16 protein-coding genes are annotated in these 15,298 nt (G+C 42.1%); 2 read left to right on the plus strand and 14 right to left on the minus strand.

Annotated features, from left to right (window positions below; all coding sequences use genetic code 11):
* Positions 1-172 precede the first annotated feature (172 nt).
* Positions 173-1,204 (minus strand): S66 peptidase family protein, encoded by a 1,032-nt coding sequence (locus BDD43_RS19700; RefSeq protein WP_121199283.1) that lies wholly within the window; start codon positions 1,202-1,204, stop codon positions 173-175.
* A 44-nt stretch (positions 1,205-1,248) separates the two neighbouring features.
* The gene (locus BDD43_RS19705; RefSeq protein WP_121199284.1) at positions 1,249-1,728 is read right to left on the minus strand and encodes a regulatory protein RecX; all 480 of its coding nucleotides are present in this window, start codon (positions 1,726-1,728) and stop codon (positions 1,249-1,251) included.
* A gap of 56 nt (positions 1,729-1,784) precedes the next feature.
* On the opposite strand from BDD43_RS19705, the gene BDD43_RS19710 reads away from it, so the two are divergent.
* Both BDD43_RS19710 and BDD43_RS19715 read left to right on the plus strand, forming a co-directional pair.
* Positions 1,785-4,256, plus strand: a complete 2,472-nt coding sequence (locus BDD43_RS19710) for a bifunctional UDP-N-acetylmuramoyl-tripeptide:D-alanyl-D-alanine ligase/alanine racemase (protein WP_121199285.1) — start codon at positions 1,785-1,787, stop codon at positions 4,254-4,256.
* 11 nt (positions 4,257-4,267) lie between these two features.
* Positions 4,268-4,864, plus strand: coding sequence for a DUF502 domain-containing protein (locus BDD43_RS19715; protein WP_121199286.1), 597 nt, complete (start codon positions 4,268-4,270; stop codon positions 4,862-4,864).
* A 24-nt stretch (positions 4,865-4,888) separates the two neighbouring features.
* On the opposite strand, the gene BDD43_RS19720 is transcribed toward BDD43_RS19715, so the two are convergent.
* The 12 genes from BDD43_RS19720 to hisD form a co-directional block, all read right to left on the minus strand.
* Positions 4,889-5,512 carry an AlbA family DNA-binding domain-containing protein gene (locus BDD43_RS19720; RefSeq protein ID WP_121199287.1) on the minus strand — a complete coding sequence of 208 codons (624 nt, stop codon included), beginning with the start codon at positions 5,510-5,512 and terminating at the stop codon, positions 4,889-4,891.
* A 15-nt stretch (positions 5,513-5,527) separates the two neighbouring features.
* Positions 5,528-5,977, minus strand: coding sequence for a GNAT family N-acetyltransferase (locus BDD43_RS19725; RefSeq protein WP_121199288.1), 450 nt, complete (start codon positions 5,975-5,977; stop codon positions 5,528-5,530).
* 69 nt (positions 5,978-6,046) lie between these two features.
* Entirely contained in the window at positions 6,047-6,532 is a 486-nt protein-coding gene (locus tag BDD43_RS19730) for a DUF4442 domain-containing protein (protein WP_121199289.1), read from the minus strand.
* A gap of 131 nt (positions 6,533-6,663) precedes the next feature.
* Complete coding sequence (locus tag BDD43_RS19735) at positions 6,664-7,572, minus strand: WD40 repeat domain-containing protein (protein ID WP_121199290.1); 909 nt, start codon at positions 7,570-7,572, stop codon at positions 6,664-6,666.
* 61 nt (positions 7,573-7,633) lie between these two features.
* Complete coding sequence (gene bla / locus BDD43_RS19740) at positions 7,634-8,521, minus strand: class A beta-lactamase, subclass A2 (RefSeq protein ID WP_121202049.1); 888 nt, start codon at positions 8,519-8,521, stop codon at positions 7,634-7,636.
* Positions 8,522-8,560: 39 nt separating this feature from the next.
* Positions 8,561-9,148 carry a bifunctional phosphoribosyl-AMP cyclohydrolase/phosphoribosyl-ATP diphosphatase HisIE gene (hisIE, locus tag BDD43_RS19745; protein WP_121199291.1) on the minus strand — a complete coding sequence of 196 codons (588 nt, stop codon included), beginning with the start codon at positions 9,146-9,148 and terminating at the stop codon, positions 8,561-8,563.
* A 47-nt stretch (positions 9,149-9,195) separates the two neighbouring features.
* A complete protein-coding gene (gene hisF, locus BDD43_RS19750) occupies positions 9,196-9,987 on the minus strand; it encodes an imidazole glycerol phosphate synthase subunit HisF (protein ID WP_121199292.1) in 792 nt (263 codons plus the stop codon).
* Between the two features lie 99 nt (positions 9,988-10,086).
* Positions 10,087-10,836 (minus strand): 1-(5-phosphoribosyl)-5-[(5-phosphoribosylamino)methylideneamino]imidazole-4-carboxamide isomerase, encoded by a 750-nt coding sequence (gene hisA / locus BDD43_RS19755; protein ID WP_121199293.1) that lies wholly within the window; start codon positions 10,834-10,836, stop codon positions 10,087-10,089.
* Positions 10,837-10,845: 9 nt separating this feature from the next.
* Positions 10,846-11,436: an imidazole glycerol phosphate synthase subunit HisH gene (gene hisH, locus BDD43_RS19760; protein WP_121199294.1), complete on the minus strand. Its 591-nt coding sequence runs from the start codon at positions 11,434-11,436 to the stop codon at positions 10,846-10,848.
* A gap of 111 nt (positions 11,437-11,547) precedes the next feature.
* Positions 11,548-12,696 carry a bifunctional histidinol-phosphatase/imidazoleglycerol-phosphate dehydratase HisB gene (gene hisB, locus BDD43_RS19765; protein ID WP_121199295.1) on the minus strand — a complete coding sequence of 383 codons (1,149 nt, stop codon included), beginning with the start codon at positions 12,694-12,696 and terminating at the stop codon, positions 11,548-11,550.
* Positions 12,697-12,726: 30 nt separating this feature from the next.
* Positions 12,727-13,845: a histidinol-phosphate transaminase gene (gene hisC / locus BDD43_RS19770; RefSeq protein WP_121199296.1), complete on the minus strand. Its 1,119-nt coding sequence runs from the start codon at positions 13,843-13,845 to the stop codon at positions 12,727-12,729.
* Positions 13,846-13,924: 79 nt separating this feature from the next.
* The gene (gene hisD / locus BDD43_RS19775) at positions 13,925-15,262 is read right to left on the minus strand and encodes a histidinol dehydrogenase (RefSeq protein ID WP_121199297.1); all 1,338 of its coding nucleotides are present in this window, start codon (positions 15,260-15,262) and stop codon (positions 13,925-13,927) included.
* Positions 15,263-15,298 lie beyond the last annotated feature (36 nt).

Raw genomic sequence — 15,298 nt, forward strand, 5'->3', positions numbered from 1 at the left:
TTTTGATAAAGGTTGTTGTTGAGTATTCATATATCCTTTTCGAGATAGGTTTTTACCTCTGGCTATATAGCCTTGTAATGGGTACATAAATATCAATACAACAAGTAAAGGTGGTATAATTAGTGCAAATACCACATTAGGTTTTAATCATTAATAAACATCAGGTTTTTGGTTAAAACGCTTTAAGCATGGTACCGGTACCGTCAACATTCAAAACATGCTCAACGCCGCATTTAAGGGCGAAGTTGTTGCGTTGGTGCCCTACCGGGAAATCAAAACAAACGGGGTAATTGTACTCTTTAACCTTTTCGGTTACAATTTGATAAATGGTTTTGCCAAATTCATCGCCAGTTGTATCGGGTTTTGTTTTAAAGCCACCAATAACCAACCCGGCAAGGTTAGATAGCTTTCCGCTGCGTTTAAGGTTCCAAAACATACGGTCAATATTATACAGGTATTCGTCGGTATCTTCCAGAAACAAAATTTTGTTCCTGGTTTCAATATCCGATTTTGTAGCCGCCAGGTTTGCTATAATGCTAAGGTTACCACCTATTAATTTACCTTTTGCATTGCCATTTCGGTTATAACTGCATGCCGGGGTGGCATAGGTTAAGCTTTCCCCGGTGAGTGCCTGCTTTATTGATAAAATGGTAGATACCTGTACGGGCTCTGCCTTTGCCCAATCATCGGGAAAGCTGTTACACATTTTTGAGTGCAGTGTAGCAATACCAAAGTTTTGGTTAATATGGCAGTGTAAAACGGTAATATCGCTAAAGCCGATTACCCATTTTGGCCGCGACTTAAAAGCGCGGAAATTGAGCCTGTCAATTATCCGCACAGCTCCGTAACCGCCCCGGGCGCACATAATGGCTTTAATGTTAGGGTCATCCAACATCGTTTGCAACTCTGCGGCCCGCTCATCGTCTGTTCCGCCATAAGTAAAGTCCTTTTTACCTACTGTAGTGCCAACTTCTACCTTAAATCCCCAACTCTCCATTAACTGAACAGCGGGCTGAATTTCGGCCAGACTAATATAACTTGCCGGGCTGGTGATGCCAATGGTGTCGCCAGGTATTAAATAGGGGGGCACCTTATGTTTTCGGTTGCTAAAATTTTCTTTTTCGGCAGGTGCGGCCCAGGTATCAAAGGTTGATAACGCCGCAGTGGCAGTGGCTAACGAAGAAATAAAGTATTTACGGTTCATTAATATTTTGAATAAAGGACAATTTAACCTGGTTTAGATAAGCCTCATCCGGCCTTTAAAACATCAACAATTAAATCACTTTCGTAACCGCGGCTCATAGCATATTGCTGTAATTTATAGCGGAGTTTATAACTATCGCGCTCGTTCATGGTTGCTTCTTTCTTTTTAATAATTTGAGTTAGCCTATTCAAATACTCATCACCATCAATTTCTTTCAGGGCTTTTTGTATCAGTTTATCGGGCACCTGCTTAAATTTAAGGCCCTGTTTAATTTTAATCCTTCCCCAGCTATTTTGGTTAAACTTCCCGTTTACATAAGCGCGGGCAAAGCGTTCTTCGTTTAAAAAGTTGTTCTCTATCAGGTTGCCAATAATTTGTTCCACATCGCTCGGGTACAAACCCCAATCGTATAGTTTATTACGAACATCTTGTTGGGCGCGTTCCTGGTAAGCGCAGTATTGCTCTGCTTTGGTAAGGCCAACTTTAGGGTCGGTAATTTTTTTTGCAGAACGTTCAATTTCCATTAAACCAAAATTCGTTAAAATTCTTCTATTGGTATAAATATCTTGAAATTAGCACCATGCTTGGCAACCAATACTCCATCAGCAATATTCAGCAAATTACAGGCGCAACGGGCACAATTGCGCACAATGTAACCGTCATCAATTTAATTACCGATAGCCGCAAAATAAACAATCCGGGCGCATCACTATTTTTTGCGTTAAGTGGCCGCCGAGATGGTCACGATTATATTCCCGAAGTATATAAAGCAGGCGTGCGTAATTTTGTAATATCAAAACCACCAGCAAAAGCCGAATCATTTCCGGATGCCAATTTTTTATTAGTTGCCGATGTATTAACAGCCTTACAGCAACTGGCCGCATATCACCGCGCCAAATTTGATGCTTTAGAGGTAATTGGTATTACGGGCAGCAATGGAAAAACCATAGTTAAAGAATGGTTGTACCAGTTAATGTGCCCCGATAAAAAAATAGTACGCAACCCTAAAAGCTATAACTCGCAAATTGGAGTGGCACTATCTGTTTGGCAAATTGATGCACAGTATAACCTGGGTATATTTGAGGCCGGGATATCAACAGTTGGCGAAATGGAAAAGCTTGAGCCGATGATAAAGCCAACTATTGGCGTATTAACACACATGGGTTCGGCGCACGATGAAGGTTTTGCCAATGCCGAGCAAAAATTGGAAGAAAAGCTTAAACTTTTTACAAACTGCCAAACCGTAATTTACCATTACGATACCTTAATTAAATACAAAGCCCAGGTGCCTGGCAAAACTAATTTTTGCTGGAGCCGTAATTTTAGAGAGGCTGACTTGCACGTTTTTAGCGAAACCATTATAGCCAATAAGTACTATTTACGTGGCACGTATAAAAGTAAAGAAATTGAGTGCCTGGTGCCCTTTATTGATGCGGCATCGGTTGAAAACGCAATTTTTTGCTGGGCAACCATGCTGGCGCTGGGCTATGATGCACAAATATGCGATGACCGTTTGGAGAAGCTGGTAACGGTATCGATGCGGATGGAATTGAAGCAGGGGATAAACAATTGCTCTATTATTGACGACTCGTATAACTCCGACACCCAATCGTTAGAAATAGCACTCGATTTTTTGAATCAGCAAAACCAGCATCAAACCCGCACATTAATCCTTTCGGATATTTTTCAATCCGGGTTAGAGCATAATGTTTTATACAAGCAGGTGGCACAACTTGTAGCGCAAAAACAGGTAGATAAATTTATAGGTGTCGGCAAAGCACTATCGGCACATCAGGCTTTATTTAGCACCGCTCAGAAATATTTTTTTAGCGATACGGATGCTTTGCTATCTGTCCTGCCCGATTTGAATTTTGAGGATGAAACCATCCTGATTAAAGGTTCGAGGGCTTTTGAATTTGAGCGGGTTAGCCACGCACTGGTACAAAAGGCGCACGAAACGGTAATGGAAATAAACCTGAATGCATTGCAAAATAATTTGAATTTTTACCGCTCAAAGCTAAACGCCAACGTTAAAATAATGGCAATGGTTAAAGCATTTTCGTATGGAAGTGGCAGTTTTGAGGTAGCCAATATGCTGCAATTTAACAAGGTTGATTACCTGGCCGTTGCCTATATTGACGAAGGTATAGCTTTACGTAATGCCGGCATCAGTTTGCCAATTATGGTACTGAATCCGGAGACTTCGGCGTTTGATAAAATGGTTGAATTTACGTTACAGCCCGAAATTTATAGTTTTACATTGCTTGATGAGTTTGTTAAATTTGCCCAGCTAAAAAATATTTTTGATTACCCCATCCACCTAAAAATAGATACGGGTATGCATCGTTTAGGTTTTGAAGATTTTGAGATTGAAGCTTTGTGCGACTTGCTCGAAACCAACAAATATATACAGGTGCAATCGGTATTTTCGCACCTGGTTGCAAGCGATGCCGAAGTACACGATACCTTTACTTTAAACCAGATACGCGCTTTTGAAAAAGCTTATCATCAAATACAGGGAGCGTTAAAATATAAAGTATTGCGGCATATGGCCAATACGTCGGCCATAACTCGCTGGCCTGTAGCACAGTTTGATATGGTTAGGTTAGGTATTGGTTTATATGGTATTGATGGTGCTATAAACAACGAGGTAAACCCGCTGCAAGCCGTGGCAACTTTAAAAACCAGCATATCGCAGGTTAAAAAAATACGTGCCGGCGAAACCATTGGTTATAACCGCAACGGCAGCTTACCTCACGACGGTAAAATTGCAACCGTGCGTATTGGCTATGCCGACGGTTATTTACGTGCCTTTGGCAACGGGGTTGGTAAAATGCTGGTAAAGGGAGTTTTGGTGCCCACAGTGGGCAATATCTCTATGGATATGTGTATGATTGATGTGAGCGCCGTTGAAGTAAAAGAAGGCGATGAAGTGATAGTTTTTAACGAAGAATACAAAATTGAGGAACTGGCCAAACAAATTAATACCATACCTTACGAGATACTAACCAATGTATCGCAACGTGTAAAACGCGTTTATTTTTATGAATAGGAGATACTTAAATGAATAAAATTGCCCGGGCCCTGCTTAATTATTTTGTAAAAGGATTATTAATTGTAGTGCCTCTGGGTGCTGCATTTTTTTTAATATTCTGGGCTATTTCGAGTATTGATAACGCTTTGAATATCAGTAGTGTTATACTGGTTGATAAAAGTGGAAAACCTATTTACATACCAGGGTTGGGTATTTTGTCGGTAGTGGTTATTATTTTGGTGGCAGGGGTTATTGTTACCAATGTTATTACGCAACCCATTAAAAACTGGTTTAACCGCTGGATAAACCGCGTGCCTTTGTTTGCCTTTCTGTATTCGTCCATCAAAGATATTACCGAAGCCTTTGTAGGCGACGAGAAAAAGTTTAACGAAGCCGTATTGGTTGAAGTTAATGAATTTGGCCTGAAAAAAGTTGGCTTTTTGATGCAAAAGGATCTTAGCCTAATGGGCCTGCCGGGCGATGTAGCGGTTTACTTTCCATACTCATACTCCTTTGCCGGCCAGGTGATTATTATACCTGCCAGTAAAGTAAAACATATTGATAAAGGTGCGGGCGATATGATGAAGTTCGTTATATCGGGAGGAGTGAGTGGGTTGGAAGCATGATGAGCCAACCCAATAATCAACCTTTTAACACGCCGTATACCACTCTTCCTTCTCAGTAGTATGTATTTTAATCACGCCCGAGAGTGCAAGGTTAACCACAATTTTTTGAGCTCCGCGGCGGCTTATTTTTGATAACTCGCAGTATTCCTTAATGTTAATGCGCGGATTGGTATCAAGGTATTTAAGCAATGCTTGTTCCTTGTCGGAATATTCAATTAAAACGCCATCGCTTTTGTTTGATCGTTTGAGCACGTCAACCACTATTTTACTGGCCAGTATGCTTTTATCTTTTACGCGGATGTAAACCCACCATTTACCGTCTTCGGCAAGGGCAGAGTGGGGTTTATCTTCGCTTGGCTTAATTTCTACAACCAGTACCAGTTTATCGTCAAAATAAACCTCTTCAAATATGGGGTCGAGCGCGGGTTTGGCAAATAAATGTGCGGCACGGGTTATCATGTACCTTTCTTCGTCTTCGGCTTTTACGCCTTTAATAGTACCATCGTCGGCAACGCCAATCAGCAAACGGCCACCTTTATTATTAGCGAATGATACCATTGTGCGGGCAATTTTTTCGCAACTGGTAATGGTTTTTTTAAAGTCCAGAGATACACCTTCTCCTTCAAAAATCAATTTCCTTATATTCATAACGCCTCTCTGTTCTCAATTATTGGTTTGGTAAGGCGTAAATATCTGCATCCAGCGCTCGGGGTTGTTTACAGGTTCAAATCCAAATTGTGCGTATAAGCCATGCGCATCGGCAGTAGCCAGCATCCATCGGCGCAAACCTTGCAAGTCGGGGTGCAACTTTATAGTGTGCACAAGCCACTTAGATAAGCCTAAACCCCGGTATGGTTCTAAAATAAACACATCAGCAAGATAAGCAAAAGTTGCTTTATCTGTAACTACTTTGGCAAAACCAATTTGTTTTTTATGGTGGTAACCCCCAAAACACATGGCGTTATCAATAGCTTTACGCAAAGTTTCGGGCGCAATACCTTTAGACCAATAGGATTCATAGCCGAGATAATTAAATATGACTTCAAAATCAAGCAGACTTTTATCTGTTGAAATTGTGTAACCATTTGCTATAAGGTGTTGGTAGTTATCCATTTAAGTTTATTTTATTAAACTACTTATTGAATTTGTTGCCATGTACCCAAAGGCACTTGTATACCACAGTTAATAGGCTATATTTGCTTCTTCGCCAACATGCAAGTTGCGAACGTATACTTCGTTTACAAGCGAAACGCATAGTTCGCCCTCTTTATTATACATCTCAATTGGGAAGGCTTTTACAAATTTACCAACAGTATTTAAAATTTTTTCGGCCTCGGCAACATCGGCTTCGGTGATGTTTATCTTAAAATACAGGTTGGTTCGGCCAGGTTTTAGGTATTGTATTTGTGCCGATTTAAGCCATACCCTAACTTTAAAACCGCGCCTTTGCAATAGCTGGTCGAAAAGTAGTGCGTAAAACGGATCGGCCCCGGCAAATATGGTTCCGCCAAAAATAGAATCGTTGTAGTTTTTATTAAAAACGCTTTTATTTATTTTAACTTCTACACCAGTAAAACCCTTGTTAAATTTTTGTACCCATATACGCTGAAAAAAAAGCGGCGGATAAAAACGCATTGCCCATTTGAGTGTTGTTTCGGATACTACCATTTTTAGATGTGTAAATTGATGTGCAAATTAGTAAATATGCAGGTGTGCAAATTGTTTTGATGAGTAAATTAAATAATTATTTTCATTTGCACACGTGTACATTTTCTCATCTCCACATTAAAATTTGCACATCAAAAAGATATATTCCATATCATAACTGCCTTATCGTCGCTCACGGAAGCAAGTTTTGAGCCGTTATCAAACCACGCAAGCTTGTTTATGGATAATGGATGTGCTGGGTACCCTTTTTCGCGACTGATGGCCTTATAGAGCTTAAAATCGTCTGCTCCCCATATCTTAATGCTTTTATCCATGCTGGCGGTAGCAAAATAAGGTTGAGTAGGATGGAAGTCTATATGGTTGACTGCAAACAAATGTGCCGGAATATTGGTGATGGGCCGGTAAGTTATACTGTCCCAAATTTTAACCTGTGCATCGCGCGCGCCCGATGCCAGGTAACTTCCGTCGGGAGAATAAGCTAATGAAAATACCGACATCGTGTGGCCCTTAATGGTATGGATGAGCGCATAGTCTTCCAGATCATACACCCGGATGATGTTATCCCGGCAACCAAAGGCAACTTGCTTTTCGTTTGGCGAAACGGCAATGCATCTAACGGTATCTGTAGAAACCTGAATAGTATGTAATAAGTTCAATGTATCTAAACTCCAAACCGAAACCCCGCCATCTTCGGAAGCTACAAGCAGTTCTTTTTTACTTACAACCGATTTAATATCAAATATAGGTTTGACATGATGTTTGAGTGTTGGCAGTAAAGCCTGCTTCATAAAATCGAACGCCATAACCATTCCGTTGCGTAAACCCGCAAACATGAGTGGATACCCAGTAGGGCAGTGTATAGCGTAAACCGAAGCCGGAACCGGGAACATAACCTTAATAAAAGAGTTATCTTTCAGGCTCCATTCTACCACGCCTTTATCGTTACCACCTGTGAACAGTACGCCGGGCTTCTGCGAAAGCTCTAATGTGAAAATAGGGTTGGAGTGGCCTGTAAGTTCGGCTATTTTTTCGACTGTCATTTGTTATCTTCTCCGTGTCATTGCTTCGTCCCTAGCAATTAAATTTTAATAAAGGTAATAACTACTTTGCTATCTCATAGTCATAAGCCGCTTTCGCAATGCGGGCGATAACCGATTCGCGGGCAGGCAGATCAACGGCCGAGTTGGTGACAAATACGGCTACGGCCAAATGTTTACCGTTTGGCAATGTGATAATACCCACATCATTTGTAGCAGCCGCTATTCCGTCGTTTGTCCCGGAACGGCCTGTTTTATGCGCTACAATGGTTCCCGCCGGTAGCAAACCCTTAATTTGATTTGGGCCGGTAATGGTTGCTTCCATTATCTTCCATAAATAATCGTGGCTGGTTTTGGATAAGAAATTAGGTTTGGTAGCAATATCCAGCAAGCGGATCATCTCTTTGGGCATCGTCCAGTTAGTGAACTGTACGTCCCAGGCTTGGGCCATTTGAAATTCGGATGCTTTTATTGCTATTTGCTTGATACCAAAACTATGCATATAAGCATCTACAACAGCTGTACCGCCAAGGGTTTTGAGTAGAATGTCGCACGCATCGTTATCACTAAGCGATACCATGTAGCTTAATAATTCCCTTATCGCGATGCTCACATTTCCTTCCGGGAATTTATCGCGAAGCGGGCTATATGTTTCAGGCAGGTCACTTTTATCGATAGGTATAAGTTGATCTAAAGTCAGCATACCCTCGTCCACCTGGTGCAAAACAGTAATCGCTATCGGGAACTTCATCACGCTTTGCATAGGCAAATGCAGCTGGCCGTTGTAGGAGAGGGTATCACGATTTTCGATACCCAGCATGGCAAAACCTACTGCGCCTTTGGCATCTTTAGCTATCTCTTTTATCTGTGCACGCAGCAAAGAATCTGATTGTGCAAACACAGTAGAAGAAGTAAAAATGCTGAAAATAATTAAGCCGACTAACTTTTGCATTTGCCAATAACTCATAACAAATAACCTACTAACTAAACACTACTTATGTCTCGACTCTAAATTCTTAGCTATCACTTCCAAGTTTAAGTTCTTCTCGCGAAGCAATACCAGCAAGTGAAACATCAAATCAGAAGCTTCGTTTATCAGGTCGGTTTCGGTTTCGGCTAAGGCAGCAATTACGGTTTCGACACCTTCTTCGCCCACCTTTTGGGCTATCTTATTCAAGCCCTTTTTGCGCAACTTATTTACGTATGAACCTTCTGACGGATTGTCATACCTTTCGTTTATAATGTTCTGTAATTCAAATATAAAGTTATGGTTATATGAAGTTTTAAAGCAGTTTCTTTCACCTGTGTGGCAGGTTGGTCCCTCGGCTTTAACTTTTATCAAAAGCGTATCGTTATCGCAATCTAAAGCCATGCTTTTTACATGCAAGTAATTTTTGCTACTCTCGCCTTTTGTCCACAAACGGTTTTTAGTGCGAGAGAAAAAAGTGACTTTATTTTCGCTCACGGTTTTATCGTAAGCTTCCTGGTTCATATAACCCAGCATCAGTACTTCAAGGGTTTGGTCGTCTTGTATTACAACCGGCACTAAGCCGTTGCCTTTGTTAAAATCTATATTCATGTTTTTATATTTTAGCCCCCTCTAAATCTCTCCCGGTTGGGTAGACTTTAAAAAGTCCTCCCTTCCGGGGAGGGTTGGGTGGGGCTTATTCTTACTTCAATACCCTTATTCTTCAACACAGCCTTTAAATCGGGTATCAATATCTCGCCATAATGAAATACCGAAGCCGCCAGTGCCGCATCAACATTAGCCTGTTCAAATACATCAACAAAATGCTGTACCGAACCTGCGCCGCCAGACGCAATAACCGGGATATGCACGGCATCGTTTATGGTTTTTAAAAAGCCGCAATCAAAACCTGCTTTGGTACCGTCGTGATCCATTGAGGTTAACAGTATCTCACCTGCGCCGCGGCTTTCGGCTTCGCGTATCCAATCAAAAGTTTCTTTTTCTGTGGGTATGCGCCCACCGTTTAAGTAAACTATGTTTTTCCCGTCGTTGTGGCGGGTATCAACCGCAACCACCACAAACTGCACACCAAAAGCTTTGGCTAATTGGTCAATAAGAGCCGGGGTGCGCACCGCAGCCGAGTTGATGGATACTTTATCAGCCCCGGCGTTTAAAAGCGCGTCAGCGTCTTCTATTGCGTTTATACCACCACCTATAGTGAAGGGGATGTTAATGTTGCGCGCAACGGCCTTTACAAGTTCCACCATTGTTTTACGGCGTTCGTGCGTAGCTGTAATATCTAAAAACACCAATTCATCGGCGCCTTGCTGCGAGTAGTTCCAGGCCAGTTCAACCGGGTCGCCGGCATCACGCAGGTCAACAAAGTTCACACCTTTTACGGTGCGGCCATCTTTAACGTCGAGGCAGGGAATGATTCTTTTTGAAAGCATAATATTAGTGTGTCATTGCGAGGAACGAAGCAACCGCACATAGGCAGAGCAGCCTTGTATAGTCTGCGGTTGCTTCGTTCCTCGCAATGACAATTTTATTTATATTGAAATCAAAGCATCTAAATTCCAGTGTTTAATTTCTTCAACAGTAATGCGGTTTTCGTAGATGGCTTTGCCTACCACGCACGATTCTACTTTGATTTTGTTCAGCTTCTCAATATCTTTCATGGAACTTACACCACCCGAAGCTATCAGTTTGATAAAAGGGGAATGGTCTAACAGTTTTTCGTAAAGCTCAATACCTGCGCCGCCCAGTTTTCCGTCTTTATTAATATCTGTACATAAAAACCGGAAGAAACCGAGGTTCAGACACTTATCAACATAATCCATTAGCTTAATTGGCGAGCTTTCCATCCAGCCCGAGTATTTAATTACCTCGTCTAAAACATCTATAGCTACTACAATTTTTTCTGTTTTACCGTCTTTGCTGCCCACTTCTCTACTAAGTTCACTTAAAAAATCGGGGTTGGTTATGGCCTGTGTTCCTACAATTACACGGTGAACGCCTGCACCAAGCAGCTCCTTAACTTTTTCGATACTGCGTACACCGCCGCCGTACTGAATTTTCATATCTGTTTTTTTGATGATGTTGAACAGATATTCCTGATTGCTAAAATCGCCTTTAGCACCGTTTAGGTCGATGATGTGGATCAATTCTGCACCGTTTGAGCGGTATGTTTCAATCATCTCTTCTAAAGAAACATCGTAGCTGGTTATTTGCTGATAATCACCTTCGCGTAAGCGAACTACCTTTTGGTCGAGAATATCAACAGCGGGGATAATGTACATTGTATTGAATTAAATATTTGCAAAGTTAGTTAAAAGATGCTCGCCAAACGGACCTGATTTTTCGGGGTGAAATTGTACACCAAAAAAGTTATCTTTCCGAATAGAAGCCGAAAACGGCAATGTATAATTAGTTGATGCTAAAGTATATAAGGGATTATGCTCAATATAATACGAATGCACAAAATAAAAGTGCGAACCTTGCGGGATATTTTTAAAAAGCGGGTTATCCAACTCGGGATAAACCTGATTCCAACCTGTATGGGGCACTTTAAATTGGGCGCTATCTTTAAACCTCAATGTTTTTACGGGTATAATATCCAATAAACTGGAATCCCCCTCTTCGGAATAGGATGTTAGCAATTGCATACCTACACAAATACCTAAAGTTGGCTTTGTAAGTTTCTTTATTACAGGCACTAAACCGGTTTGCTCAAGCTTATTCATGGCAGCACCTGCATGGCCCACGCCAGGTATAATATACCGGTCGTACTGCTCAAAATCGGCTTCGGTATGTATCATGCCGTAACTAATGCCCAACCTGTCTAAAGCTGAGGTTAATGAAAATATGTTGCCGGCTCCGTAGTAAATAATACCTGTCATTTTAATCAGAATCAAGAACCAAGATGCAAGATGCAAGACATCTTCCTACTCAATTCAGTTTTATAAATTCTACAAAAGTCTTGATTCTTGCATCTTGACTCTTGCATCTTATTAAAGTACTCCCTTGGTACTTGGCAAAACCATATTATTCACATCCCTGCGCACGGCCATTTTAATGGCTTTGGCGAAGGCTTTAAATATGGCCTCAATTTTATGATGTTCGTTTTGGCCTTCGGCTTTGATGTTAAGGTTGCATTTTGAAGCATCGGAGAACGACTTAAAGAAATGGTAAAACATTTCGGTAGGCATTTCGCCAATTTTTTCGCGTTTAAATTCTGCATCCCACACTATCCAGTTGCGGCCACCAAAATCAATGGCTACCTGTGCCAGGCAATCATCCATAGGCAAACAAAATCCGTACCGTTCTATTCCGCGCTTATCGCCTAATACAGTAAGGAATGCTTCACCCAGTGCTATGCCTGTATCTTCAATCGTGTGATGTTCGTCAATATGTAAGTCTCCTTTGGCGGTAATATCCAAATCAATACTGCCGTGGCGGGCTATCTGATCTAACATGTGATCGAAAAAATGCAGCCCCGTTGATACTTTGGCATCGCCTTTACCATCCAAATTTATTTTGATAGCAATATCGGTTTCCTTGGTTTTGCGCACATGTTCTGTTGTGCGTTCGCCCAATTTTAAAAACTCGTATATTTTTTCCCACTCGGTAGTTTCAACGGCTACGGTTTCTTTAATGGCAGCCTGTTGTTCTGTGGTAAACTCGGCTCCGCCTAAATTGCTGTTGTTATTTAACCAGATGGCTTTTGCACCTAAATTTTTGGCTAAAAGCACATCGTTCAACCGATCGCCAATGGTGAATGAATTTTTAAGATCGTAAACTTCTTCGTCAAAATATTTTGTGAGCAACGCGGTGCCGGGTTTGCGTGTTGGCGCATTATCACGGGCAAAGGTGCGGTCTATAACGTAATCGCTAAAGGTTATGCCCTCGTTAGCCAAGGTTTTAATCACAAAATTTTGTACCGGCCAAAAGGTATCTTCGGGATATACAGCCGTACCTAAACCGTCCTGATTGGTTACCATTACCAATTCAAAATCAAGTTCGGCAGCAATTTTGGGCAGGTATTGTAACATGTGCGGATAAAACTCCAATTTAGCAAACGAGTCTATCTGTTCGTCGGCAGGTTCGGTTATCAGCGTACCGTCGCGGTCAATAAAAAGTATTCTTTTCAGCTTATTCATTCCTGTTTAAAGGTAGTGTTGAAATGGTTATTATCCTAAATTTATTGTTTTAAGCGTATTAATCAGGGTTATATTTTCTTCGGGCGTACCAACAGTAATGCGCAAACAACCTTCGCAAAGCTCAACTTTTGATCGGTCGCGCACAATGATGCCCTGGCCAACCAAATGATTGTATATCGCTTTAGCATCGGTGGTTTTAACCAGGATGAAGTTGGCATCAGACGGGTAAATATCCAGCACAAAATCAAATTGCTTTAACCATAAAACCAATTTATCGCGCTCGGCCAGCGTTTGCTTTATCCAGCTATTTACCTGGTCAACATTCTGTAAAGCCTCTAAAACCAGTTGTTGTGTAGCCTCGTTAACGTTGTAAGGCGGTTTAACGCGGTTCATCACCTCAATAACTTCTTCGCTTGCAAAGGCCATCCCAAGGCGTAAACCTGCAAGTCCCCACGCTTTCGATAGCGTTTGTAATACCACCAGGTTAGCATATTCTGTTAACTCCTGTATAAAGGTTTTTTGGCGACTAAAGTTAATATAAGCCTCATCAACAATAACCAAACCGTTAAAGTTAGCCAGCAGCGTTTCCACATCGGTGCGGTTGATGGAGTTACCGGTAGGGTTATTTGGCGAGCAGATGAATATCATTTTGGTATGCTCATCAATAGCCTGGGCAATACCTTCCATGTTAAGCTGATAATCGGGTGTAAGGTTTACCTTGCGGGCCTCTACATCATTAATATTGGCCGATACCTGATACATGCCATAAGTAGGCGGTACGATGATAACATTATCAACCCCAGGGTTACAAAAGCTGCGGAAAAGTATATCGATAGCCTCGTCGCTGCCGTTACCTAAAAATATATTGCGAGTTGGTACGCCTTTTATTTCCATCAAGCGCTTTTTAACGGCGTACTGCATAGGGTCCGGGTAACGATGATATTGCTCGGTTAGCGGCGAGCCAAAAGCATTTTCGTTGGCGTCAAGGTAAACACTGGCCTCGCCCTGAAACTCATCGCGTGCGGAGGAGTAGGGTGTGAGGTTGCGGATGTTCTCTCGTAGAAGCCCCCCTAGCCCCCTAAAGGGGGAGTTTTGATTAGCAAGGTTGCTACTGCTTGATGATTCGTTATTCGAAATATCTTGTGTCATGGTAATAATTCTTTTACTGTAATCAATTCCAGTCCCATCAGGACAATCAGTCAGGACAATCAGTTCCCCCTTTAGGGGGTTAGGGGGCTCTTCGTATTGTCACCGCATTTTTATGCGCATGCAAGCCCTCCAATTCGGCTAAAATCTCTACGGTTGGCCCGATGTTCTGGATGCCATCGGGCGTGATATGCTGGAAGGTTATCTTCTTCACAAACGAATCAACCGATACGCCCGAATATGCCCGCGCGTAAGCACTGGTTGGCAGGGTATGGTTAGTGCCGGATGCGTAATCGCCAACGCTTTCGGGGGTTAGGTTTCCTAAAAATACCGACCCGGCGTTAATGATGCTGTTTACTATCGACTGCCAATTTTCGGTAGCCAGTATTAAGTGCTCCGGTGCGTAAAGGTTGCTAAACTGCATAGCCTGTTGCAAATCATTAACCAAAACCGAATAGGAGTTTGCTATTGCTTTTCCGGCTATTTCGGCTCTTGGTAAAACGGGTAATTGTTTTTCCAAAGCTTTGTTAACGGCATCAATTATATTTTGTGACGTAGCTACTAATATAGACTGACTATCGGCACCGTGCTCGGCCTGGGCCAATAAATCGGCAGCCACAAACTCAGGGTTGCTGGTTTCATCGGCAATTACCAATACTTCCGATGGGCCCGCGGGCATATCAATGGCGCAGGTAGTGGTTGATTGGATGATGGTTTTGGCTTTGGTTACAAACTGGTTTCCGGGACCAAATATTTTATCAACCGCCGGTATAGTTTCGGTACCATAAGCCATAGCGGCAATGGCTTGCGAACCTCCCGCAAGGTAAATTTTATCTATCCCAAGCAATTGGCAAACGTAAGCTATAAATGCATTTACCTTACCGTTTTTTTGTGGCGGCGAGCAAACCACTATTTGGTGGCAACCTGCAATTTGCGCCGGAATGCCCAACATGAGCAATGTGCTTGGTAAAACGGCGCTACCACCGGGTATATATAAACCAACACGTTCAATAGGCCTTAACTCGCGCCAGCAGGTAACGCCGGGCATAGTTTCAACCTTGTCTTCGGTTTTGAGTTGCGTTTGGTGAAATTTTTTGATGTTTTGATAAGCAGTTTGCAAAGCCTGTTTTTGCTCCGGCAAGAGGGCGGTAGCCAGTTCTTCAAGTTCGGCTTTATCTAAATACAGCTTTTGCAATTCAACATGATCAAATTTTTGTGCGTAGCCAAGTAAAGCATTATCGCCATGCTCACGCACATTGCTTATTACATCTTCAACAACAGCGCGTATCTCGTTAGCCGGATCAACGTTGCGCTGAACGAGCGAGCGAAGTTGGGCAGCGGAAAGCTCACCATACGTATAGCCCCCTAGCCCCCTGAAGGGGGAACTATTGTCCTCAATTTTTTTGTTTATGCTATTCATTGCATTAATCTTTTATAGCCACTTGCATATTCTCCC

Source organism: Mucilaginibacter gracilis (assembly GCF_003633615.1).
Classification (GTDB): Bacteria; Bacteroidota; Bacteroidia; order Sphingobacteriales; family Sphingobacteriaceae; genus Mucilaginibacter; species Mucilaginibacter gracilis.

Coding starts and splice junctions, on each gene's coding strand:
- bla (WP_121202049.1), bottom strand. CDS start 8,521: ATGCAAAAGTTAGTCGGCTTAATTATTTTCAGCATTTTTACTTCTTCT.
- BDD43_RS19730 (WP_121199289.1), bottom strand. CDS start 6,532: ATGGTAGTATCCGAAACAACACTCAAATGGGCAATGCGTTTTTATCCG.
- hisIE (WP_121199291.1), bottom strand. CDS start 9,148: ATGAATATAGATTTTAACAAAGGCAACGGCTTAGTGCCGGTTGTAATA.
- BDD43_RS19720 (WP_121199287.1), bottom strand. CDS start 5,512: ATGAATATAAGGAAATTGATTTTTGAAGGAGAAGGTGTATCTCTGGAC.
- BDD43_RS19710 (WP_121199285.1), top strand. CDS start 1,785: ATGCTTGGCAACCAATACTCCATCAGCAATATTCAGCAAATTACAGGC.
- hisH (WP_121199294.1), bottom strand. CDS start 11,436: ATGACAGGTATTATTTACTACGGAGCCGGCAACATATTTTCATTAACC.
- hisC (WP_121199296.1), bottom strand. CDS start 13,845: ATGACACAAGATATTTCGAATAACGAATCATCAAGCAGTAGCAACCTT.
- BDD43_RS19700 (WP_121199283.1), bottom strand. CDS start 1,204: ATGAACCGTAAATACTTTATTTCTTCGTTAGCCACTGCCACTGCGGCG.
- hisB (WP_121199295.1), bottom strand. CDS start 12,696: ATGAATAAGCTGAAAAGAATACTTTTTATTGACCGCGACGGTACGCTG.
- hisF (WP_121199292.1), bottom strand. CDS start 9,987: ATGCTTTCAAAAAGAATCATTCCCTGCCTCGACGTTAAAGATGGCCGC.
- hisA (WP_121199293.1), bottom strand. CDS start 10,836: ATGTACATTATCCCCGCTGTTGATATTCTCGACCAAAAGGTAGTTCGC.
- BDD43_RS19735 (WP_121199290.1), bottom strand. CDS start 7,572: ATGACAGTCGAAAAAATAGCCGAACTTACAGGCCACTCCAACCCTATT.
- BDD43_RS19715 (WP_121199286.1), top strand. CDS start 4,268: ATGAATAAAATTGCCCGGGCCCTGCTTAATTATTTTGTAAAAGGATTA.
- hisD (WP_121199297.1), bottom strand. CDS start 15,262: ATGAATAGCATAAACAAAAAAATTGAGGACAATAGTTCCCCCTTCAGG.
- BDD43_RS19725 (WP_121199288.1), bottom strand. CDS start 5,977: ATGGATAACTACCAACACCTTATAGCAAATGGTTACACAATTTCAACA.
- BDD43_RS19705 (WP_121199284.1), bottom strand. CDS start 1,728: ATGGAAATTGAACGTTCTGCAAAAAAAATTACCGACCCTAAAGTTGGC.